Annotated in this window: 34 tRNA genes and 10 rRNA genes; all 44 read left to right on the top strand. The window is 48.5% G+C overall.

What is annotated here, in order from left to right:
- Positions 1–114 precede the first annotated feature (114 nt).
- The 44 genes from BJL90_RS03400 (at position 115) to BJL90_RS03185 (ending at position 21,886) form a co-directional block, all read left to right on the top strand.
- Positions 115–1,644 (top strand): 16S ribosomal RNA (locus BJL90_RS03400).
- A gap of 183 nt (positions 1,645–1,827) precedes the next feature.
- Positions 1,828–1,903, top strand: a tRNA-Ala gene (locus tag BJL90_RS03395).
- 165 nt (positions 1,904–2,068) lie between these two features.
- A 23S ribosomal RNA gene (locus BJL90_RS03390) occupies positions 2,069–5,131 on the top strand.
- Between the two features lie 258 nt (positions 5,132–5,389).
- Positions 5,390–5,506 (top strand): 5S ribosomal RNA (rrf, locus tag BJL90_RS03385).
- A gap of 6 nt (positions 5,507–5,512) precedes the next feature.
- A tRNA-Asn gene (locus BJL90_RS03380) sits at positions 5,513–5,587 on the top strand.
- Positions 5,588–5,593: 6 nt separating this feature from the next.
- Positions 5,594–5,682, top strand: a tRNA-Leu gene (locus tag BJL90_RS03375).
- Between the two features lie 5 nt (positions 5,683–5,687).
- A tRNA-Met gene (locus BJL90_RS03370) sits at positions 5,688–5,763 on the top strand.
- Positions 5,764–5,767: 4 nt separating this feature from the next.
- Positions 5,768–5,842, top strand: a tRNA-Glu gene (locus BJL90_RS03365).
- A 6-nt stretch (positions 5,843–5,848) separates the two neighbouring features.
- Positions 5,849–5,924 (top strand) — tRNA-Val (locus tag BJL90_RS03360).
- An 11-nt stretch (positions 5,925–5,935) separates the two neighbouring features.
- Positions 5,936–6,012, top strand: a tRNA-Asp gene (locus tag BJL90_RS03355).
- 124 nt (positions 6,013–6,136) lie between these two features.
- Positions 6,137–6,212, top strand: a tRNA-Thr gene (locus tag BJL90_RS03350).
- 3 nt (positions 6,213–6,215) lie between these two features.
- Positions 6,216–6,300, top strand: a tRNA-Tyr gene (locus BJL90_RS03345).
- 19 nt (positions 6,301–6,319) lie between these two features.
- Positions 6,320–6,402 (top strand) — tRNA-Leu (locus tag BJL90_RS03340).
- A 369-nt stretch (positions 6,403–6,771) separates the two neighbouring features.
- Positions 6,772–8,301: ribosomal RNA gene (locus BJL90_RS03335) — 16S ribosomal RNA — on the top strand.
- A gap of 241 nt (positions 8,302–8,542) precedes the next feature.
- Positions 8,543–11,604: ribosomal RNA gene (locus BJL90_RS03330) — 23S ribosomal RNA — on the top strand.
- Positions 11,605–11,862: 258 nt separating this feature from the next.
- Positions 11,863–11,979 (top strand): 5S ribosomal RNA (rrf, locus tag BJL90_RS03325).
- A gap of 6 nt (positions 11,980–11,985) precedes the next feature.
- Positions 11,986–12,060: transfer RNA gene (locus BJL90_RS03320), tRNA-Asn, on the top strand.
- Positions 12,061–12,065: 5 nt separating this feature from the next.
- Positions 12,066–12,140 (top strand) — tRNA-Glu (locus BJL90_RS03315).
- A gap of 7 nt (positions 12,141–12,147) precedes the next feature.
- Positions 12,148–12,223 (top strand) — tRNA-Val (locus BJL90_RS03310).
- 48 nt (positions 12,224–12,271) lie between these two features.
- Positions 12,272–12,346, top strand: a tRNA-Gly gene (locus tag BJL90_RS03305).
- Between the two features lie 64 nt (positions 12,347–12,410).
- Positions 12,411–12,486 (top strand) — tRNA-His (locus BJL90_RS03300).
- A gap of 23 nt (positions 12,487–12,509) precedes the next feature.
- Positions 12,510–12,585: transfer RNA gene (locus BJL90_RS03295), tRNA-Gln, on the top strand.
- Between the two features lie 6 nt (positions 12,586–12,591).
- Positions 12,592–12,667: transfer RNA gene (locus BJL90_RS03290), tRNA-Lys, on the top strand.
- 3 nt (positions 12,668–12,670) lie between these two features.
- Positions 12,671–12,759: transfer RNA gene (locus BJL90_RS03285), tRNA-Ser, on the top strand.
- A gap of 4 nt (positions 12,760–12,763) precedes the next feature.
- Positions 12,764–12,840 (top strand) — tRNA-Pro (locus BJL90_RS03280).
- 26 nt (positions 12,841–12,866) lie between these two features.
- Positions 12,867–12,943 (top strand) — tRNA-Ile (locus BJL90_RS03275).
- 302 nt (positions 12,944–13,245) lie between these two features.
- A 16S ribosomal RNA gene (locus BJL90_RS03270) occupies positions 13,246–14,775 on the top strand.
- A 183-nt stretch (positions 14,776–14,958) separates the two neighbouring features.
- A tRNA-Ala gene (locus BJL90_RS03265) sits at positions 14,959–15,034 on the top strand.
- 165 nt (positions 15,035–15,199) lie between these two features.
- Positions 15,200–18,261: ribosomal RNA gene (locus tag BJL90_RS03260) — 23S ribosomal RNA — on the top strand.
- Between the two features lie 259 nt (positions 18,262–18,520).
- A 5S ribosomal RNA gene (gene rrf / locus BJL90_RS03255) occupies positions 18,521–18,637 on the top strand.
- 3 nt (positions 18,638–18,640) lie between these two features.
- Positions 18,641–18,714, top strand: a tRNA-Gly gene (locus tag BJL90_RS03250).
- 9 nt (positions 18,715–18,723) lie between these two features.
- Positions 18,724–18,800, top strand: a tRNA-Arg gene (locus BJL90_RS03245).
- A 4-nt stretch (positions 18,801–18,804) separates the two neighbouring features.
- Positions 18,805–18,880, top strand: a tRNA-Lys gene (locus BJL90_RS03240).
- 3 nt (positions 18,881–18,883) lie between these two features.
- Positions 18,884–18,972, top strand: a tRNA-Ser gene (locus BJL90_RS03235).
- A 22-nt stretch (positions 18,973–18,994) separates the two neighbouring features.
- Positions 18,995–19,086, top strand: a tRNA-Ser gene (locus BJL90_RS03230).
- A 4-nt stretch (positions 19,087–19,090) separates the two neighbouring features.
- A tRNA-Pro gene (locus tag BJL90_RS03225) sits at positions 19,091–19,167 on the top strand.
- Between the two features lie 26 nt (positions 19,168–19,193).
- Positions 19,194–19,270 (top strand) — tRNA-Ile (locus BJL90_RS03220).
- A gap of 21 nt (positions 19,271–19,291) precedes the next feature.
- Positions 19,292–19,367: transfer RNA gene (locus tag BJL90_RS03215), tRNA-Trp, on the top strand.
- Between the two features lie 4 nt (positions 19,368–19,371).
- A tRNA-Pro gene (locus BJL90_RS03210) sits at positions 19,372–19,448 on the top strand.
- Positions 19,449–19,460: 12 nt separating this feature from the next.
- Positions 19,461–19,537 (top strand) — tRNA-Ile (locus tag BJL90_RS03205).
- Positions 19,538–19,545: 8 nt separating this feature from the next.
- Positions 19,546–19,621 (top strand) — tRNA-Phe (locus tag BJL90_RS03200).
- Positions 19,622–19,648: 27 nt separating this feature from the next.
- Positions 19,649–19,725 (top strand) — tRNA-Met (locus BJL90_RS03195).
- Position 19,726: 1 nt separating this feature from the next.
- Positions 19,727–19,803 (top strand) — tRNA-Asp (locus BJL90_RS03190).
- 553 nt (positions 19,804–20,356) lie between these two features.
- Positions 20,357–21,886 (top strand): 16S ribosomal RNA (locus tag BJL90_RS03185).
- Together the 16S, 23S and 5S rRNA genes with 34 tRNA genes alongside form the textbook arrangement of a ribosomal RNA operon.
- The last annotated feature ends 150 nt before the right edge of the window (positions 21,887–22,036 follow it).

Genomic DNA, 22,036 nt, shown 5'->3' with positions numbered 1-22,036 from the left:
TTAAGAAAGTTATAAATTTTATGTTTCCTTTAGTGATAAAAAACCAAAGGAAACGAAACATAAAATTTCTAACAAAGTAGCTAACACAAAATCAAAGATTTTGGTTACAATACTTTTATTAAGAGTTTGATCCTGGCTCAGGATGAACGCTGGCGGCGTGCCTAACACATGCAAGTCGAGCGAACCGATTTATCGGAAGCCTTCGGGTGGAAGATGATGAGGTTAGCGGCGGACGGGTGAGTAACGCGTGGGTAACCTACCTTGTACAGGGGGATAACAGTCGGAAACGATTGCTAATACCGCATAAAGCTATTTTAAGGCATCTTAGAATAGCCAAAGATTTATTGGTACAAGATGGGCCCGCGTCTGATTAGCTAGTTGGTGGGGTAAAGGCCTACCAAGGCGACGATCAGTAGCCGACCTGAGAGGGTGACCGGCCACACTGGAACTGAGACACGGTCCAGACTCCTACGGGAGGCAGCAGTGGGGGATATTGCACAATGGGGGAAACCCTGATGCAGCGACGCCGCGTGAGCGAAGAAGGCCTTCGGGTCGTAAAGCTCTGTTTCGAGGGAAGAAAAATGACGGTACCTCGGGAGGAAGCCCCGGCTAACTACGTGCCAGCAGCCGCGGTAATACGTAGGGGGCAAGCGTTATCCGGAATCACTGGGCGTAAAGGGTGCGTAGGCGGCCAATAAAGTCTAGGGTGAAAGGCTACGGCTCAACCGTAGTAAGCCTTGGAAACTTATTGGCTTGAGTGCAGGAGAGGAGAGTGGAATTCCTAGTGTAGCGGTGAAATGCGTAGATATTAGGAGGAACACCAGTGGCGAAGGCGACTCTCTGGACTGTAACTGACGCTGAGGCACGAAAGCGTGGGGAGCGAACAGGATTAGATACCCTGGTAGTCCACGCCGTAAACGATGAGTGCTAGGTGTTGGGGGTCAAACCTCAGTGCCGCAGCTAACGCATTAAGCACTCCGCCTGGGGAGTACGCACGCAAGTGTGAAACTCAAAGGAATTGACGGGGACCCGCACAAGCAGCGGAGCATGTGGTTTAATTCGAAGCAACGCGAAGAACCTTACCTGGACTTGACATCCTTATGACCGCTTTTTAACAGAAGCTTTCCCTTCGGGGACAGAAGTGACAGGTGGTGCATGGTTGTCGTCAGCTCGTGTCGTGAGATGTTGGGTTAAGTCCCGCAACGAGCGCAACCCTTGTCTTTAGTTGCCAGCATTTCGGATGGGCACTCTAGAGAGACTGCCGGGGACAACTCGGAGGAAGGTGGGGATGACGTCAAATCATCATGCCCCTTATGTTCAGGGCTACACACGTGCTACAATGGCCGATACAAAGGGCAGCGAAGGAGTAATCTGGAGCGAATCTCATAAAGTCGGTCTCAGTTCGGATTGTGGGCTGAAACTCGCCCACATGAAGTTGGAGTTGCTAGTAATCGCGAATCAGAATGTCGCGGTGAATGCGTTCCCGGGTCTTGTACACACCGCCCGTCACACCATGGGAGTCGGAAGCGCCCGAAGCCAGCTACTTTAACCGAAAGGAGAGAGCTGTCGAAGGTGAAGCCGATGACTGGGGTGAAGTCGTAACAAGGTAGCCGTATCGGAAGGTGCGGCTGGATCACCTCCTTTCTAAGGAGAAAGGCTTTTACTATACTGTTTAATTTTGAGGGACTTTTGTTTCTCAATAAGCAGACAACCAAAATCTTAGATTTTGTGTTAGTCGCTTAGTTAAAAATTCTGTAATTCACGACAATGGTTTTAAACCAACAAAAAATGAATGGAAGAATTTTTAACATCCTTTACAAACAAAGTGGGGGCGTAGCTCAGTTGGGAGAGCACCTGCCTTGCAAGCAGGGGGTCAGGAGTTCGACTCTCCTCGTCTCCACCAAAGAACATGGTAGAAAGTACCATGTTAAAAAGATTGACAAAAGGAAAAGAATTTGATAGAATAATATTCTTGACGATTCTTAAATTGTTCTAAATTGTTCTTTGAAAACTAAACAATGTTATGAGAATGTTATGAGAAAGAAAAAAGCTGAAGTAATTCACTAAAGGTCAAGTTATTAAGGGCAAAGGGTGGATGCCTTGGCACTAGGAGCCGAAGAAGGACGTGGTAAGCTGCGAAAAGCTACGGGGAACTGCAAGCAAGTATTGATCCGTAGATGTCCGAATGGGGAAACCCACTTGGGGTAATGTCCAAGTATCTATTACTGAATTCATAGGTAATAGAAGGTAGACCGGGGGAACTGAAACATCTAAGTACCCCGAGGAAGAGAAAGAAAAATCGATTCCCTCAGTAGCGGCGAGCGAAAGGGGAAGAGCCCAAACCAAAGACTTAAGTTTTTGGGGTTGCGGACATCTTTATAGAGGACGAATAAAAGTAGTTGAAGAGAGTTGGAAAACTCCACCATAGAGGGTAAAAGTCCCGTAAGCGAAACTTTGAAGGTCTTTGAGGATGATCCAGAGTACCACGGGACACGTGAAACCCTGTGGGAAGCAGGGGGGACCACCCCCCAAGGCTAAATACTACCTAGTGACCGATAGCGCATAGTACCGTGAGGGAAAGGTGAAAAGAACCCCGGGAGGGGAGTGAAAAAGAACCTGAAACCTTTTGCCTACAAGCTGTGGAAGCACTTTATATGTGTGACCGCGTACTTTTTGTAGAACGGGCCAACGAGTTATGGTATGTAGCAAGGTTAAGTACTGAAGGTACGGAGCCGAAGGGAAACCGAGTCTTAATAGGGCGACAAGTTACATGCTATAGACCCGAAACCGTGCGATCTACCCATGGGCAGGATGAAGCGGAAGTAAAATTTCGTGGAGGTCCGAACCAGTTGACGTTGAAAAGTCATTGGATGACCTGTGGGTAGCGGAGAAATTCCAATCGAGCTCGGAGATAGCTGGTTCTCGCCGAAATAGCTTTAGGGCTAGCCTTGAAATGAGAGTGACGGAGGTAGAGCACTGAATGGTCTAGGGGCCTTCACCGGTTACCAAAACCTATCAAACTCCGAATGCCGTTAACTTATTTTCAGGAGTCAGACTACGAGTGATAAGATCCGTGGTCAAGAGGGAAAGAGCCCAGACCATCAGCTAAGGTCCCAAAGTATACGTTAAGTGGGAAAGGATGTGGAGTTGCACAGACAACCAGGATGTTGGCTTAGAAGCAGCCACTCATTTAAAGAGTGCGTAATAGCTCACTGGTCGAGTGATTCTGCGCCGAAAATGTCCGGGGCTCAAACGTATCACCGAAGCTATGGATGCTGACGTAATCATTAGTACTTTTATAGAAGAGAAATTAAAGGACATTAAGCCAAAACTAACCGATAGGTTAGAATAAAGTTTTGGCCAAATACCTTAAGCTCAAACGTATCTATGAAGGTAGCAATGATTACGTCAGCGTGGTAGGCGAGCATTCTATGTGGGTTGAAGCTATACCGAAAGGAGTGGTGGACTGCATAGAAGAGAGAATGTTGGCATGAGTAACGAGAGGTAGGTGAGAATCCTACCCGTCGAAAACCTAAGGTTTCCTGAGGAAGGTTCGTCCGCTCAGGGTTAGTCGGGACCTAAGCCGAGGCAGAAATGCGTAGGCGATGGACAACAGGTTGAGATTCCTGTACCACCTAGAATCGTTTGAGAGATGGGGTGACACAGAAGGATAGGTTGAGCCCACCGTTGGTTGAGTGGGTCTAAGCCAGTAGGGAGCTAAGACAGGCAAATCCGTTTTAGCAACATCCTGAGAGGTGATGGGGAGCGAAAAACAAGTAGCGAAGCAACTGATTCCACACTGTCGAGAAAAGCCTCTATTGAGAAACTAGGTGCCCGTACCGCAAACCGACACAGGTAGGTGAGGAGAGAATCCTAAGACGAGCGGGAGAACCATTGTTAAGGAACTCGGCAAAATGACCCCGTAACTTCGGGAGAAGGGGTGCCGAAGGGTGTGAAGGCTTTTACGCTGTAAGCACACTTCGGTCGCAGAGAACAGGCCCAAGCGACTGTTTAGCAAAAACATAGGTCTCTGCAAAGTCGAAAGACGACGTATAGGGGCTGACGCCTGCCCGGTGCTGGAAGGTTAAGGGGAAGTGTTAGGGCAACCGAAGCACAGAACTTAAGCCCCAGTAAACGGCGGCCGTAACTATAACGGTCCTAAGGTAGCGAAATTCCTTGTCGGGTAAGTTCCGACCCGCACGAAAGGCGTAACGATTTGGGCGCTGTCTCAACAATGGACCCGGTGAAATTGTAATACCAGTGAAGATGCTGGTTACCTGCGACAGGACGGAAAGACCCCGTGGAGCTTTACTGCAGCTTGACATTGGATTTTGGTACTAGATGTACAGGATAGGTGGGAGACTTAGAACCTAGGACGCCAGTCTTGGGGGAGTCGACGTTGGGATACCACTCTTGTAGTACTGAAGTTCTAACCATGAACCATGATCTGGTTTTGGGACACTGTCAGGCGGGCAGTTTGACTGGGGCGGTCGCCTCCTAAAAAGTAACGGAGGCGCTCAAAGGTTCCCTCAGCACGGTCGGAAATCGTGCAAAGAGTGCAAAGGCATAAGGGAGCTTGATTGCGAGACCAACAAGTCGAGCAAGGACGAAAGTCGGACTTAGTGATCCGGTGGTACCGAGTGGAAGGGCCATCGCTCAACGGATAAAAGCTACCCCGGGGATAACAGGCTTATCTCCCCCAAGAGTCCACATCGACGGGGAGGTTTGGCACCTCGATGTCGGCTCATCACATCCTGGGGCTGAAGTAGGTCCCAAGGGTTGGGCTGTTCGCCCATTAAAGTGGTACGCGAGCTGGGTTCAGAACGTCGTGAGACAGTTCGGTCCCTATCCGTCGCAGGCGTAGGAAATTTGAGAGGAGCTGTCCTTAGTACGAGAGGACCGGGATGGACGTACCGCTGGTGTACCAGTTGTCTTGCCAAAGGCACCGCTGGGTAGCTATGTACGGAAGGGATAAGTGCTGAAGGCATCTAAGCACGAAGCCCCCCTCAAGATAAGATTTCCCATCCGAAAGGAGTAAGACCCCAGAAAGACTATCTGGTAGATAGGTCGGAGGTGTAAGTGCAGTAATGTATTAAGCTGACCGATACTAATAGGTCGAGGACTTGACCAATATACTCATACATTGTTTAGTTTTGAGGGAATAATACCTCAAATTAAATAAGACATAGGTCATAAGCTTGTGTTAGCTTATTCCCAACGGATTTTCATTAAGAAAACCCAATGAAATTCGTCGTGAAACGCTAACTAAGTGACCAACAAAGAATGTTAGAAAGTCTCATGATTCCTTCTGATGAAAAGAAGGAAAGGAATCAATCGATTTCTAACTAAGTGACTGACACAAAATTAAAGATTTTGGTCATCTACTTAATATCGTGACAATAGCGAAGGGGTCACACCTGTTCCCATACCGAACACAGTAGTTAAGCCCTTCAGCGCTGATGGTACTTGGCGGGAAGCTGCCTGGGAGAGTAGGTCGTTGCGATATAGAAGTTCCAGAGTAGCTCAATGGTGGAGCACCCGGCTGTTAACCGGTAGGTTGGAGGTTCGAGTCCTCTCTCTGGAGCCAAAAAAAGCCGAAGTGGCGGAACTGGCAGACGCACAGGACTTAAAATCCTGCGGTCCTTCAAGATCGTACCGGTTCGATTCCGGTCTTCGGCACCAAATAACGCGGGGTAGAGCAGTTGGTAGCTCGTCGGGCTCATAACCCGGAGGCCGCAGGTTCAAGTCCTGTCCCCGCAACCATTTTGGCCCCTTGGTCAAGCGGTTAAGACACCGCCCTTTCACGGCGGTAACAGGGGTTCGATTCCCCTAGGGGTCACCAAAAAATGGGCGCATAGCTCAGCTGGGAGAGCACCTGCCTTACAAGCAGGGGGTCACAGGTTCAAGTCCTGTTGCGCCCACCATGAAAATACGCGGCCTGGTAGTTCAGTTGGTTAGAATGCCAGCCTGTCACGCTGGAGGTCGAGGGTTCGAGTCCCTTCCAGGTCGCCATAAGTAGACAACCAAAATCTTTGATTTTGTGTTGATCACTTACTTAGCGTTTCGAAACACATTTCAATGGTTCAACTTAAGTAAAATGTGTTGCGAAAAAGCTAAGAACATTATTAATAAACTTGCTGGTGTAGCTCAATTGGCAGAGCAGCTGATTTGTAATCAGCAGGTTGCGGGTTCGAGTCCCATCACCAGCTCCAACTGGAGGGATTCCCGAGTGGCCAAAGGGGGCAGACTGTAAATCTGTTGTCGACGACTTCGAAGGTTCGAATCCTTCTCCCTCCACCATAATATATATAACACACATGCGGGTGTGGCGGAATTGGCAGACGCACTAGACTTAGGATCTAGCGGGCGACCGTGGGGGTTCAAGTCCCTCCACCCGCACCATACGTTTAAAAAGACAATGATCATTGATTATTGTCTTTTTAAGTTTTTAACTTGACTACAATACACCGAGGGGTAAAAAAAGTCTTTAACTTTATTCCATTAAAAATAATTTAGAAAAAGTATTGACAAGGGCAAGGAAGTTTGATATAGTAGTAAAAGTCGCCGCCAGCAAGGGGTGACAGGAAAGAAGAAAGTTCGACACAGATGAAAAAGAAATTTTTTAAAAAAGTGTTGACATAAGATAGCGAAGTATGATATAGTAGTTAAGTCGCCAAACGAGGGCGGCGAAAAAAGGTCTTTGAAAATTAAACAGTATAGATATTAAGCCAGCAAAATACATCTATCAATATTGATAGAACCCAGAAATTTTTTATTAAGAGTTTGATCCTGGCTCAGGATGAACGCTGGCGGCGTGCCTAACACATGCAAGTCGAGCGAACCGATTTATCGGAAGCCTTCGGGTGGAAGATGATGAGGTTAGCGGCGGACGGGTGAGTAACGCGTGGGTAACCTACCTTGTACAGGGGGATAACAGTCGGAAACGATTGCTAATACCGCATAAAGCTATTTTAAGGCATCTTAGAATAGCCAAAGATTTATTGGTACAAGATGGGCCCGCGTCTGATTAGCTAGTTGGTGGGGTAAAGGCCTACCAAGGCGACGATCAGTAGCCGACCTGAGAGGGTGACCGGCCACACTGGAACTGAGACACGGTCCAGACTCCTACGGGAGGCAGCAGTGGGGGATATTGCACAATGGGGGAAACCCTGATGCAGCGACGCCGCGTGAGCGAAGAAGGCCTTCGGGTCGTAAAGCTCTGTTTCGAGGGAAGAAAAATGACGGTACCTCGGGAGGAAGCCCCGGCTAACTACGTGCCAGCAGCCGCGGTAATACGTAGGGGGCAAGCGTTATCCGGAATCACTGGGCGTAAAGGGTGCGTAGGCGGCCAATAAAGTCTAGGGTGAAAGGCTACGGCTCAACCGTAGTAAGCCTTGGAAACTTATTGGCTTGAGTGCAGGAGAGGAGAGTGGAATTCCTAGTGTAGCGGTGAAATGCGTAGATATTAGGAGGAACACCAGTGGCGAAGGCGACTCTCTGGACTGTAACTGACGCTGAGGCACGAAAGCGTGGGGAGCGAACAGGATTAGATACCCTGGTAGTCCACGCCGTAAACGATGAGTGCTAGGTGTTGGGGGTCAAACCTCAGTGCCGCAGCTAACGCATTAAGCACTCCGCCTGGGGAGTACGCACGCAAGTGTGAAACTCAAAGGAATTGACGGGGACCCGCACAAGCAGCGGAGCATGTGGTTTAATTCGAAGCAACGCGAAGAACCTTACCTGGACTTGACATCCTTATGACCGCTTTTTAACAGAAGCTTTCCCTTCGGGGACAGAAGTGACAGGTGGTGCATGGTTGTCGTCAGCTCGTGTCGTGAGATGTTGGGTTAAGTCCCGCAACGAGCGCAACCCTTGTCTTTAGTTGCCAGCATTTCGGATGGGCACTCTAGAGAGACTGCCGGGGACAACTCGGAGGAAGGTGGGGATGACGTCAAATCATCATGCCCCTTATGTTCAGGGCTACACACGTGCTACAATGGCCGATACAAAGGGCAGCGAAGGAGTAATCTGGAGCGAATCTCATAAAGTCGGTCTCAGTTCGGATTGTGGGCTGAAACTCGCCCACATGAAGTTGGAGTTGCTAGTAATCGCGAATCAGAATGTCGCGGTGAATGCGTTCCCGGGTCTTGTACACACCGCCCGTCACACCATGGGAGTCGGAAGCGCCCGAAGCCAGCTACTTTAACCGAAAGGAGAGAGCTGTCGAAGGTGAAGCCGATGACTGGGGTGAAGTCGTAACAAGGTAGCCGTATCGGAAGGTGCGGCTGGATCACCTCCTTTCTAAGGAGAAAGGCTTTTACTATACTGTTTAATTTTGAGGGACTTTTGTTTCTCAATAAGCAGACAACCAAAATCTTAGATTTTGTGTTAGTCGCTTAGTTAAAAATTCTGTAATTCACGACAATAGTTTTAAACCAACAAAAAATGAATGGAAGAATTTTTAACATCTATAGTCTTTTAGATTGTTCTTTGAAAACTAAACAATGATATGAGAAAAGAAAAGCTGAAGTAATTCACTAAAGGTCAAGTTATTAAGGGCAAAGGGTGGATGCCTTGGCACTAGGAGCCGAAGAAGGACGTGGTAAGCTGCGAAAAGCCACGGGGAGCTGCAAGCAAGTATTGATCCGTGGATGTCCGAATGGGGAAACCCACTTGGGGTAATGTCCAAGTATCTATTACTGAATTCATAGGTAATAGAAGGTAGACCGGGGGAACTGAAACATCTAAGTACCCCGAGGAAGAGAAAGAAAAATCGATTCCCTCAGTAGCGGCGAGCGAAAGGGGAAGAGCCCAAACCAAAGACTTGAGTTTTTGGGGTTGCGGACATCTTTATAGAGGACGAATAAAAGTAGTTGAAGAGAGTTGGAAAACTCCACCATAGAGGGTAAAAGTCCCGTAAGCGAAACTTTGAAGGTCTTTGAGGATGATCCAGAGTACCACGGGACACGTGAAACCCTGTGGGAAGCAGGGGGGACCGCCCCCAAGGCTAAATACTACCTAGTGACCGATAGCGCATAGTACCGTGAGGGAAAGGTGAAAAGAACCCCGGGAGGGGAGTGAAAAAGAACCTGAAACCTTTTGCCTACAAGCTGTGGAAGCACTTTATATGTGTGACCGCGTACTTTTTGTAGAACGGGCCAACGAGTTATGGTATGTAGCAAGGTTAAGTACTGAAGGTACGGAGCCGAAGGGAAACCGAGTCTTAATAGGGCGACAAGTTACATGCTATAGACCCGAAACCGTGCGATCTACCCATGGGCAGGATGAAGCGGAAGTAAAATTTCGTGGAGGTCCGAACCAGTTGACGTTGAAAAGTCATTGGATGACCTGTGGGTAGCGGAGAAATTCCAATCGAGCTCGGAGATAGCTGGTTCTCGCCGAAATAGCTTTAGGGCTAGCCTTGAAATGAGAGTGACGGAGGTAGAGCACTGAATGGTCTAGGGGCCTTCACCGGTTACCAAAACCTATCAAACTCCGAATGCCGTTAACTTATTTTCAGGAGTCAGACTACGAGTGATAAGATCCGTGGTCAAGAGGGAAAGAGCCCAGACCATCAGCTAAGGTCCCAAAGTATACGTTAAGTGGGAAAGGATGTGGAGTTGCACAGACAACCAGGATGTTGGCTTAGAAGCAGCCACTCATTTAAAGAGTGCGTAATAGCTCACTGGTCGAGTGATTCTGCGCCGAAAATGTCCGGGGCTCAAACGTATCACCGAAGCTATGGATGCTGACGTAATCATTAGTACTTTTATAGAAGAGAAATTAAAGGACATTAAGCCAAAACTAACCGATAGGTTAGAATAAAGTTTTGGCCAAATACCTTAAGCTCAAACGTATCTATGAAGGTAGCAATGATTACGTCAGCGTGGTAGGCGAGCATTCTATGTGGGTTGAAGCTATACCGAAAGGAGTGGTGGACTGCATAGAAGAGAGAATGTTGGCATGAGTAACGAGAGGTAGGTGAGAATCCTACCCGTCGAAAACCTAAGGTTTCCTGAGGAAGGTTCGTCCGCTCAGGGTTAGTCGGGACCTAAGCCGAGGCAGAAATGCGTAGGCGATGGACAACAGGTTGAGATTCCTGTACCACCTAGAATCGTTTGAGAGATGGGGTGACACAGAAGGATAGGTTGAGCCCACCGTTGGTTGAGTGGGTCTAAGCCAGTAGGGAGCTAAGACAGGCAAATCCGTTTTAGCAACATCCTGAGAGGTGATGGGGAGCGAAAAACAAGTAGCGAAGCAACTGATTCCACACTGTCGAGAAAAGCCTCTATTGAGAAACTAGGTGCCCGTACCGCAAACCGACACAGGTAGGTGAGGAGAGAATCCTAAGACGAGCGGGAGAACCATTGTTAAGGAACTCGGCAAAATGACCCCGTAACTTCGGGAGAAGGGGTGCCGAAGGGTGTGAAGGCTTTTACGCTGTAAGCACACTTCGGTCGCAGAGAACAGGCCCAAGCGACTGTTTAGCAAAAACATAGGTCTCTGCAAAGTCGAAAGACGACGTATAGGGGCTGACGCCTGCCCGGTGCTGGAAGGTTAAGGGGAAGTGTTAGGGTAACCGAAGCACAGAACTTAAGCCCCAGTAAACGGCGGCCGTAACTATAACGGTCCTAAGGTAGCGAAATTCCTTGTCGGGTAAGTTCCGACCCGCACGAAAGGCGTAACGATTTGGGCGCTGTCTCAACAATGGACCCGGTGAAATTGTAATACCAGTGAAGATGCTGGTTACCTGCGACAGGACGGAAAGACCCCGTGGAGCTTTACTGCAGCTTGACATTGGATTTTGGTACTAGATGTACAGGATAGGTGGGAGACTTAGAACCTAGGACGCCAGTCTTGGGGGAGTCGACGTTGGGATACCACTCTTGTAGTACTGAAGTTCTAACCATGAACCATGATCTGGTTTTGGGACACTGTCAGGCGGGCAGTTTGACTGGGGCGGTCGCCTCCTAAAAAGTAACGGAGGCGCTCAAAGGTTCCCTCAGCACGGTCGGAAATCGTGCAAAGAGTGCAAAGGCATAAGGGAGCTTGATTGCGAGACCAACAAGTCGAGCAAGGACGAAAGTCGGACTTAGTGATCCGGTGGTACCGAGTGGAAGGGCCATCGCTCAACGGATAAAAGCTACCCCGGGGATAACAGGCTTATCTCCCCCAAGAGTCCACATCGACGGGGAGGTTTGGCACCTCGATGTCGGCTCATCACATCCTGGGGCTGAAGTAGGTCCCAAGGGTTGGGCTGTTCGCCCATTAAAGTGGTACGCGAGCTGGGTTCAGAACGTCGTGAGACAGTTCGGTCCCTATCCGTCGCAGGCGTAGGAAATTTGAGAGGAGCTGTCCTTAGTACGAGAGGACCGGGATGGACGTACCGCTGGTGTACCAGTTGTCTTGCCAAAGGCACCGCTGGGTAGCTATGTACGGAAGGGATAAGTGCTGAAGGCATCTAAGCACGAAGCCCCCCTCAAGATAAGATTTCCCATCCGAAAGGAGTAAGACCCCAGAAAGACTATCTGGTAGATAGGTCGGAGGTGTAAATGCAGTAATGTATTAAGCTGACCGATACTAATAGGTCGAGGACTTGACCAATACTCATACATTGTTTAGTTTTGAGGGAATAATACCTCAAATTAAATAAGACATAGGTCATAAGCTGATGTTAGCTTATTCCCAACGGAATTTTCATTAGAAAAAACCCAATGAAATCCGTCGTGAAACGCTAACTAAGTGACCAACAAAGGATGTTAGAAAGTCTCATGATTCCTTCTGATGAAAAGAAGGAAAGGAATCAATCGATTTCTAACTAAGTGACTGACACAAAATTAAAGATTTTGGTCATCTACTTAATATCGTGACAATAGCGAAGGGGTCACACCTGTTCCCATACCGAACACAGTAGTTAAGCCCTTCAGCGCTGATGGTACTTGGCGGGAAGCTGCCTGGGAGAGTAGGTCGTTGCGATATAGAAGTTCCAGAGTAGCTCAATGGTGGAGCACCCGGCTGTTAACCGGTAGGTTGGAGGTTCGAGTCCTCTCTCTGGAGCCAAATTTGGCCCCTTGGTCAAGCGGTTAAGACACCGCCCTTTCACGGCGGTAACAGGGGTTCGATTCCCCTAGGGGTCACCAAAAAAATGGGCGCATAGCTCAGCTGGGAGAGCACCTGCCTTACAAGCAGGGGGTCACAGGTTCAAGTCCTGTTGCGCCCACCATTTTAAGAGGATTCTTTTGGTTATCATAACACTATATGTGCAATATATGCGGAAGTGGCTCAGTGGTAGAGCATCGCCTTGCCAAGGCGAGGGTCGCGGGTTCGAGTCCCGTCTTCCGCTCCATTTTTATGTTATAAGTAGGTGGTTGTTTTAAAATCGTTTACTTATTTTATGTATGATAAATACGGTGGATGTAGTCAAGTGGTTAAGACACAGGATTGTGGCTCCTGCATGCGTGGGTTCGAATCCCATCATCCACCCCATTGAAAGTTAATTAATATCAATTTGGGATATAGCCAAGTCGGTAAGGCAACGGACTTTGACTCCGTCATTCGCAGGTTCGAGTCCTGCTATCCCAGCCAAAACAAGATCCATTAGCTCAGTCGGTAGAGCACCTGACTTTTAATCAGGGTGTCCCGCGTTCGAGTCGCGGATGGATCACCAAATGGAGAGGTGTCCGAGTGGTTTAAGGAGCTGGTCTTGAAAACCAGTGACTCCGAAAGGGGCCGTGGGTTCGAATCCCACCCTCTCCGCCATTTTCCGGGTGTAGCGCAGTTTGGTAGCGCACATGGTTTGGGACCATGGGGTCGGGAGTTCGAATCTCTCCACCCGGACCATTTAAGTTTTATTAACCTAAATATTAGGGCCTTTAGCTCAGTTGGTCAGAGCGTCCGGCTCATAACCGGCAGGTCCGGGGTTCGAGTCCCTGAAGGCCCACCATTGAAAAGGTAAATCGAAGGTAATTATTTGTGAGAAAAGTGTTTTCAAAAAAGCATTGACAAGCATCAATAAATTTGATATAGTAGTAAAAGTCGCCGCCAGCAAGGGGTGACAGGAAAGAAGAAAGTTCGACACAGATGAAAAAGAAATTTTTTAAAAAAGTGTTGACATAAGATAGCGAAGTATGATATAGTAGTTAAGTCGCCAAACGAGGGCGGCGAAAAAAGGTCTTTGAAAATTAAACAGTATAGATATTAAGCCAGCAAAATACATCTATCAATATTGATAGAACCCAGAAATTTTTTATTAAGAGTTTGATCCTGGCTCAGGATGAACGCTGGCGGCGTGCCTAACACATGCAAGTCGAGCGAACCGATTTATCGGAAGCCTTCGGGTGGAAGATGATGAGGTTAGCGGCGGACGGGTGAGTAACGCGTGGGTAACCTACCTTGTACAGGGGGATAACAGTCGGAAACGATTGCTAATACCGCATAAAGCTATTTTAAGGCATCTTAGAATAGCCAAAGATTTATTGGTACAAGATGGGCCCGCGTCTGATTAGCTAGTTGGTGGGGTAAAGGCCTACCAAGGCGACGATCAGTAGCCGACCTGAGAGGGTGACCGGCCACACTGGAACTGAGACACGGTCCAGACTCCTACGGGAGGCAGCAGTGGGGGATATTGCACAATGGGGGAAACCCTGATGCAGCGACGCCGCGTGAGCGAAGAAGGCCTTCGGGTCGTAAAGCTCTGTTTCGAGGGAAGAAAAATGACGGTACCTCGGGAGGAAGCCCCGGCTAACTACGTGCCAGCAGCCGCGGTAATACGTAGGGGGCAAGCGTTATCCGGAATCACTGGGCGTAAAGGGTGCGTAGGCGGCCAATAAAGTCTAGGGTGAAAGGCTACGGCTCAACCGTAGTAAGCCTTGGAAACTTATTGGCTTGAGTGCAGGAGAGGAGAGTGGAATTCCTAGTGTAGCGGTGAAATGCGTAGATATTAGGAGGAACACCAGTGGCGAAGGCGACTCTCTGGACTGTAACTGACGCTGAGGCACGAAAGCGTGGGGAGCGAACAGGATTAGATACCCTGGTAGTCCACGCCGTAAACGATGAGTGCTAGGTGTTGGGGGTCAAACCTCAGTGCCGCAGCTAACGCATTAAGCACTCCGCCTGGGGAGTACGCACGCAAGTGTGAAACTCAAAGGAATTGACGGGGACCCGCACAAGCAGCGGAGCATGTGGTTTAATTCGAAGCAACGCGAAGAACCTTACCTGGACTTGACATCCTTATGACCGCTTTTTAACAGAAGCTTTCCCTTCGGGGACAGAAGTGACAGGTGGTGCATGGTTGTCGTCAGCTCGTGTCGTGAGATGTTGGGTTAAGTCCCGCAACGAGCGCAACCCTTGTCTTTAGTTGCCAGCATTTCGGATGGGCACTCTAGAGAGACTGCCGGGGACAACTCGGAGGAAGGTGGGGATGACGTCAAATCATCATGCCCCTTATGTTCAGGGCTACACACGTGCTACAATGGCCGATACAAAGGGCAGCGAAGGAGTAATCTGGAGCGAATCTCATAAAGTCGGTCTCAGTTCGGATTGTGGGCTGAAACTCGCCCACATGAAGTTGGAGTTGCTAGTAATCGCGAATCAGAATGTCGCGGTGAATGCGTTCCCGGGTCTTGTACACACCGCCCGTCACACCATGGGAGTCGGAAGCGCCCGAAGCCAGCTACTTTAACCGAAAGGAGAGAGCTGTCGAAGGTGAAGCCGATGACTGGGGTGAAGTCGTAACAAGGTAGCCGTATCGGAAGGTGCGGCTGGATCACCTCCTTTCTAAGGAGAAAGGCTTTTACTATACTGTTTAATTTTGAGGGACTTTTGTTTCTCAATAAGCAGACAACCAAAATCTTAGATTTTGTGTTAGTCGCTTAGTTAAAAATTCTGTAATTCACGACAATGGTTTTAAACCAACAAAAAATGAATGGAAGAATTTTTAACATCCTTTACAAACAAAGTGGGGGCGTAGCTCAGTTGGGAGAGCACCTGCCTTGCAAGCAGGGGGTCAGGAGTTCGACTCTCCTCGTCTCCACCAAAGAACATGGTAGAAAGTACCATGTTAAAAAGATTGACAAAAGGAAAAGAATTTGATAGAATAATATTCTTGACGATTCTTAAATTGTTCTAAATTGTTCTTTGAAAACTAAACAATGTTATGAGAATGTTATGAGAAAGAAAAAAGCTGAAGTAATTCACTAAAGGTCAAGTTATTAAGGGCAAAGGGTGGATGCCTTGGCACTAGGAGCCGAAGAAGGACGTGGTAAGCTGCGAAAAGCTACGGGGAACTGCAAGCAAGTATTGATCCGTAGATGTCCGAATGGGGAAACCCACTTGGGGTAATGTCCAAGTATCTATTACTGAATTCATAGGTAATAGAAGGTAGACCGGGGGAACTGAAACATCTAAGTACCCCGAGGAAGAGAAAGAAAAATCGATTCCCTCAGTAGCGGCGAGCGAAAGGGGAAGAGCCCAAACCAAAGACTTAAGTTTTTGGGGTTGCGGACATCTTTATAGAGGACGAATAAAAGTAGTTGAAGAGAGTTGGAAAACTCCACCATAGAGGGTAAAAGTCCCGTAAGCGAAACTTTGAAGGTCTTTGAGGATGATCCAGAGTACCACGGGACACGTGAAACCCTGTGGGAAGCAGGGGGGACCACCCCCAAGGCTAAATACTACCTAGTGACCGATAGCGCATAGTACCGTGAGGGAAAGGTGAAAAGAACCCCGGGAGGGGAGTGAAAAAGAACCTGAAACCTTTTGCCTACAAGCTGTGGAAGCACTTTATATGTGTGACCGCGTACTTTTTGTAGAACGGGCCAACGAGTTATGGTATGTAGCAAGGTTAAGTACTGAAGGTACGGAGCCGAAGGGAAACCGAGTCTTAATAGGGCGACAAGTTACATGCTATAGACCCGAAACCGTGCGATCTACCCATGGGCAGGATGAAGCGGAAGTAAAATTTCGTGGAGGTCCGAACCAGTTGACGTTGAAAAGTCATTGGATGACCTGTGGGTAGCGGAGAAATTCCAATCGAGCTCGGAGATAGCTGGTTCTCGCCGAAATAGCTTTAGGGCTAGCCTTGAAATGAGAGTGACGGAGGTAGAGCACTGAATGGTCTAGGGGCCTTCACCGGTTACCAAAACCTATCAAACTCCGAATGCCGTTAACTTATTTTCAGGAGTCAGACTACGAGTGATAAGATCCGTGGTCAAGAGGGAAAGAGCCCAGACCATCAGCTAAGGTCCCAAAGTATACGTTAAGTGGGAAAGGATGTGGAGTTGCACAGACAACCAGGATGTTGGCTTAGAAGCAGCCACTCATTTAAAGAGTGCGTAATAGCTCACTGGTCGAGTGATTCTGCGCCGAAAATGTCCGGGGCTCAAACGTATCACCGAAGCTATGGATGCTGACGTAATCATTAGTACTTTTATAGAAGAGAAATTAAAGGACATTAAGCCAAAACTAACCGATAGGTTAGAATAAAGTTTTGGCCAAATACCTTAAGCTCAAACGTATCTATGAAGGTAGCAATGATTACGTCAGCGTGGTAGGCGAGCATTCTATGTGGGTTGAAGCTATACCGAAAGGAGTAGTGGACTGCATAGAAGAGAGAATGTTGGCATGAGTAACGAGAGGTAGGTGAGAATCCTACCCGTCGAAAACCTAAGGTTTCCTGAGGAAGGTTCGTCCGCTCAGGGTTAGTCGGGACCTAAGCCGAGGCAGAAATGCGTAGGCGATGGACAACAGGTTGAGATTCCTGTACCACCTAGAATCGTTTGAGAGATGGGGTGACACAGAAGGATAGGTTGAGCCCACCGTTGGTTGAGTGGGTCTAAGCCAGTAGGGAGCTAAGACAGGCAAATCCGTTTTAGCAACATCCTGAGAGGTGATGGGGAGCGAAAAACAAGTAGCGAAGCAACTGATTCCACACTGTCGAGAAAAGCCTCTATTGAGAAACTAGGTGCCCGTACCGCAAACCGACACAGGTAGGTGAGGAGAGAATCCTAAGACGAGCGGGAGAACCATTGTTAAGGAACTCGGCAAAATGACCCCGTAACTTCGGGAGAAGGGGTGCCGAAGGGTGTGAAGGCTTTTGCGCTGTAAGCACACTTCGGTCGCAGAGAACAGGCCCAAGCGACTGTTTAGCAAAAACATAGGTCTCTGCAAAGTCGAAAGACGACGTATAGGGGCTGACGCCTGCCCGGTGCTGGAAGGTTAAGGGGAAGTGTTAGGGTAACCGAAGCACAGAACTTAAGCCCCAGTAAACGGCGGCCGTAACTATAACGGTCCTAAGGTAGCGAAATTCCTTGTCGGGTAAGTTCCGACCCGCACGAAAGGCGTAACGATTTGGGCGCTGTCTCAACAATGGACCCGGTGAAATTGTAATACCAGTGAAGATGCTGGTTACCTGCGACAGGACGGAAAGACCCCGTGGAGCTTTACTGCAGCTTGACATTGGATTTTGGTACTAGATGTACAGGATAGGTGGGAGACTTAGAACCTAGGACGCCAGTCTTGGGGGAGTCGACGTTGGGATACCACTCTTGTAGTACTGAAGTTCTAACCATGAACCATGATCTGGTTTTGGGACACTGTCAGGCGGGCAGTTTGACTGGGGCGGTCGCCTCCTAAAAAGTAACGGAGGCGCTCAAAGGTTCCCTCAGCACGGTCGGAAATCGTGCAAAGAGTGCAAAGGCATAAGGGAGCTTGATTGCGAGACCAACAAGTCGAGCAAGGACGAAAGTCGGACTTAGTGATCCGGTGGTACCGAGTGGAAGGGCCATCGCTCAACGGATAAAAGCTACCCCGGGGATAACAGGCTTATCTCCCCCAAGAGTCCACATCGACGGGGAGGTTTGGCACCTCGATGTCGGCTCATCACATCCTGGGGCTGAAGTAGGTCCCAAGGGTTGGGCTGTTCGCCCATTAAAGTGGTACGCGAGCTGGGTTCAGAACGTCGTGAGACAGTTCGGTCCCTATCCGTCGCAGGCGTAGGAAATTTGAGAGGAGCTGTCCTTAGTACGAGAGGACCGGGATGGACGTACCGCTGGTGTACCAGTTGTCTTGCCAAAGGCACCGCTGGGTAGCTATGTACGGAAGGGATAAGTGCTGAAGGCATCTAAGCACGAAGCCCCCCTCAAGATAAGATTTCCCATCCGAAAGGAGTAAGACCCCAGAAAGACTATCTGGTAGATAGGTCGGAGGTGTAAGTGCAGTAATGTATTAAGCTGACCGATACTAATAGGTCGAGGACTTGACCAAAATAACTCATACATTGTTTAGTTTTGAGGGAATAATACCTCAAATTAAATAAGACATAGGTCATAAGCTGATGTTAGCTTATTCCCAACGGATTTTCATTAAGAAAACCCAATGAAATTCGTCGTGAAACGCTAACTAAGTGACCAACAAAGGATGTTAGAAAGTCTCATGATTCCTTCTGATGAAAAGAAGGAAAGGAATCAATCGATTTCTAACTAAGTGACTGACACAAAATTAAAGATTTTGGTCATCTACTTAATATCGTGACAATAGCGAAGGGGTCACACCTGTTCCCATACCGAACACAGTAGTTAAGCCCTTCAGCGCTGATGGTACTTGGCGGGAAGCTGCCTGGGAGAGTAGGTCGTTGCGATATGATGCGGGTGTAGTTCAGTGGTAGAACTTCAGCCTTCCAAGCTGACCGCGAGGGTTCGATTCCCTTCACCCGCTCCAATTAAATATGTACCCATAGCTCAGCAGGATAGAGCAACGGCCTTCTAAGCCGTGTGTCCGGGGTTCGAATCCCTGTGGGTACGCCATAAAGATCCATTAGCTCAGTCGGTAGAGCACCTGACTTTTAATCAGGGTGTCCCGCGTTCGAGTCGCGGATGGATCACCAAATGGAGAGGTGTCCGAGTGGTTTAAGGAGCTGGTCTTGAAAACCAGTGACTCCGAAAGGGGCCGTGGGTTCGAATCCCACCCTCTCCGCCAATGTAACAATCGTAAATTACTAGGAGAAGTACTCAAGTAGGCTGAAGAGGACGGTTTGCTAAACCGTTAGGTCGTGTAAGCGGCGCGCGGGTTCGAATCCCGCCTTCTCCGCCATTTTCCGGGTGTAGCGCAGTTTGGTAGCGCACATGGTTTGGGACCATGGGGTCGGGAGTTCGAATCTCTCCACCCGGACCATTTAAGTTTTATTAACCTAAATATTAGGGCCTTTAGCTCAGTTGGTCAGAGCGTCCGGCTCATAACCGGCAGGTCCGGGGTTCGAGTCCCTGAAGGCCCACCATAGTAACAAAACAGCATTAGTAGGGGTGTAGTTCAGTTGGTAGAACGGCGGTCTCCAAAACCGCATGTCGTGGGTTCAAATCCTGTCGCCCCTGCCATTTTCCGGGTGTAGCGCAGTTTGGTAGCGCACATGGTTTGGGACCATGGGGTCGGGAGTTCGAATCTCTCCACCCGGACCATTCAATATAATTGGGCTCATAGCTCAGCAGGTTAGAGCGCACGCCTGATAAGCGTGAGGTCGGTGGTTCGAGTCCACTTGAGCCCACCAATAAATTTGCCCAGATAGCTCAGTCGGTAGAGCAGGGGACTGAAAATCCCCGTGTCGGTGGTTCGATTCCGCCTCTGGGCACCATTTTAATTTTAAATGCGTATGAAACACGGCGGCATAGCTCAGCTGGCTAGAGCGTTCGGTTCATACCCGAAAGGTCACAGGTTCGATTCCTGTTGCCGCTACCAGGGCCCGGTAGTTCAGTTGGTTAGAATGCCAGCCTGTCACGCTGGAGGTCGAGGGTTCGAGTCCCTTCCGGGTCGCCATTTACAAAAATGGCTTTTTTTTATTTAAGGAGTTATAATTCTCCTTCTTTCTTCTAAGAGATAGATCACCATAGATTGTCAGTGATTTAGCCCCGTAAAAAGTTCTTAATTATATATTATCTTAATTATATATTATCTTAATCCTAGTAATTTTCTCGGGCATGTTTTCATTATTTTTTTAAAAACCACTTGACAAGAGCAGAAAAGTTTGATATAGTAGTAAAAGTCGCCGCCAGCAAGGGGTGACAGGAAAGAAGAAAGTTCGACACAGATGAAAAAGAATTTTTTTAAAAAAGTGTTGACATAAGATAGCAAAGTGTGCTATAGTAGTTAAGTCGCCAAACGAGGGCGGCAGAAAAAAAGGTCTTTGAAAATTAAACAGTATAGATATTAAGCCAGCAACCTGAAAGATTCTGATGAATTTTTAGAAGGTAAGAAATTAAGGAAGTTGTAAATTTTATGTTTCCTTTAGTGATAAAAAACCAAAGGAAACGAAACATAAAATTTCTAACAAAGTAGCTAACACAAAATCAAAGATTTTGGTTACAATACTTTTATTAAGAGTTTGATCCTGGCTCAGGATGAACGCTGGCGGCGTGCCTAACACATGCAAGTCGAGCGAACCGATTTATCAGAAGCCTTCGGGTGGAAGATGATGAGGTTAGCGGCGGACGGGTGAGTAACGCGTGGGTAACCTACCTTGTACAGGGGGATAACAGTCGGAAACGATTGCTAATACCGCATAAAGCTATTTTAAGGCATCTTAGAATAGCCAAAGATTTATTGGTACAAGATGGGCCCGCGTCTGATTAGCTAGTTGGTGGGGTAAAGGCCTACCAAGGCGACGATCAGTAGCCGACCTGAGAGGGTGACCGGCCACACTGGAACTGAGACACGGTCCAGACTCCTACGGGAGGCAGCAGTGGGGGATATTGCACAATGGGGGAAACCCTGATGCAGCGACGCCGCGTGAGCGAAGAAGGCCTTCGGGTCGTAAAGCTCTGTTTCGAGGGAAGAAAAATGACGGTACCTCGGGAGGAAGCCCCGGCTAACTACGTGCCAGCAGCCGCGGTAATACGTAGGGGGCAAGCGTTATCCGGAATCACTGGGCGTAAAGGGTGCGTAGGCGGCCAATAAAGTCTAGGGTGAAAGGCTACGGCTCAACCGTAGTAAGCCTTGGAAACTTATTGGCTTGAGTGCAGGAGAGGAGAGTGGAATTCCTAGTGTAGCGGTGAAATGCGTAGATATTAGGAGGAACACCAGTGGCGAAGGCGACTCTCTGGACTGTAACTGACGCTGAGGCACGAAAGCGTGGGGAGCGAACAGGATTAGATACCCTGGTAGTCCACGCCGTAAACGATGAGTGCTAGGTGTTGGGGGTCAAACCTCAGTGCCGCAGCTAACGCATTAAGCACTCCGCCTGGGGAGTACGCACGCAAGTGTGAAACTCAAAGGAATTGACGGGGACCCGCACAAGCAGCGGAGCATGTGGTTTAATTCGAAGCAACGCGAAGAACCTTACCTGGACTTGACATCCTTATGACCGCTTTTTAACAGAAGCTTTCCCTTCGGGGACAGAAGTGACAGGTGGTGCATGGTTGTCGTCAGCTCGTGTCGTGAGATGTTGGGTTAAGTCCCGCAACGAGCGCAACCCTTGTCTTTAGTTGCCAGCATTTCGGATGGGCACTCTAGAGAGACTGCCGGGGACAACTCGGAGGAAGGTGGGGATGACGTCAAATCATCATGCCCCTTATGTTCAGGGCTACACACGTGCTACAATGGCCGATACAAAGGGCAGCGAAGGAGTAATCTGGAGCGAATCTCATAAAGTCGGTCTCAGTTCGGATTGTGGGCTGAAACTCGCCCACATGAAGTTGGAGTTGCTAGTAATCGCGAATCAGAATGTCGCGGTGAATGCGTTCCCGGGTCTTGTACACACCGCCCGTCACACCATGGGAGTCGGAAGCGCCCGAAGCCAGCTACTTTAACCGAAAGGAGAGAGCTGTCGAAGGTGAAGCCGATGACTGGGGTGAAGTCGTAACAAGGTAGCCGTATCGGAAGGTGCGGCTGGATCACCTCCTTTCTAAGGAGAAAGGCTTTTACTATACTGTTTAATTTTGAGGGACTTTTGTTTCTCAATAAGCAGACAACCAAAATCTTAGATTTTGTGTTAGTCGCTTAGTTAAAAATTCTGTAATTCACAACAATGGTTTTAAACCAACAAAAAATGAAT

The sequence above is a fragment of the Clostridium formicaceticum genome (genome assembly GCF_001854185.1).
Taxonomy (GTDB): domain Bacteria; phylum Bacillota; class Clostridia; order Peptostreptococcales; family Natronincolaceae; genus Andreesenella; species Andreesenella formicacetica.
This window is presented reverse-complemented; position numbering and strand designations above follow the sequence as displayed.